Below are 267 nucleotides of genomic sequence, written 5' to 3'. Positions count from 1 at the left end.
CGCGCGGGCGAAATCGCGCTCCACGCGCAGGCCTTCGCCGCCGCGCTGAAGAAGGCCGGCTACGCGCCCGGCGCCGCCGTGACGAAGATCCCGGTCCCGCAGGTGACGGCCGCGCCCATCCCGCCACTGGTCGCGCCAGCGGCGCGCCGCTCGTCCGATCCCGCACCGCCCGACACCATCGGCGTCACTGCCCCGGCCGGCGGGCTCGGCGCGTGGTTCAAGTCCCTCTTCAAGAAGGCAGCCTGACCATGGACACGACCAAGCCCG

General features: G+C 74.5%; 1 protein-coding gene. It reads left to right on the top strand.

Annotated elements, in window-relative coordinates; translation table 11 throughout:
* A partial coding sequence (locus KZZ04_RS19495) for a hypothetical protein (RefSeq protein WP_219423927.1) occupies window positions 1-246 on the top strand: 246 nt, incomplete at its 5' end.
* Window positions 247-267 lie beyond the last annotated feature (21 nt).

This window comes from Pseudoalteromonas sp. CR1, from assembly GCF_019392235.1.
Classification (GTDB): domain Bacteria; phylum Pseudomonadota; class Gammaproteobacteria; order Enterobacterales; family Alteromonadaceae; genus Pseudoalteromonas.
Note: the sequence above shows the minus strand (reverse complement) of the source record. Positions and strands in the feature narration are given on the sequence as shown.